This is a genomic window from Sulfitobacter sp. HI0027 (assembly GCF_001634775.1).
Taxonomy (GTDB): domain Bacteria; phylum Pseudomonadota; class Alphaproteobacteria; order Rhodobacterales; family Rhodobacteraceae; genus Sulfitobacter.
Genome location: NZ_LWER01000274.1, coordinates 1 through 239 on the forward strand (window position 1 = coordinate 1; position 239 = coordinate 239).

The following is a 239-nucleotide window of genomic DNA, read 5'->3' on the forward strand; positions in this document are numbered from 1 at the left end:
CAACCATTCTTCATGCCGTGCCTCAAGATACTGGTTTACCAGATCTGCCTTGGAGGCAAAGTTGTTGTAGAGGCTCTTTTTCGCAACGTCTGCGCGTTCCACAATGGCATCAATGCCGGTTCCGCTGATGCCGTGGTTGTAGAACAGGATCATGGCCGCTTGCATGAGGCGATCATGTGCAGATCCTTTTGGTGTCTTACTTGGCAGGGCCATGTCGAATCTCCCGATAATAGGTAGGT

At 51.0% G+C, this 239-nt stretch carries 1 protein-coding gene; it reads right to left on the reverse strand.

The genetic code is table 11. The annotated features are described in order from the left end of the window. The coding region (locus tag A3722_RS15535) for a TetR/AcrR family transcriptional regulator (protein ID WP_150120513.1) at nt 1-213 on the reverse strand (213 nt) is incomplete at its 3' end. Between the last annotated feature and the right edge of the window lie 26 nt (nt 214-239).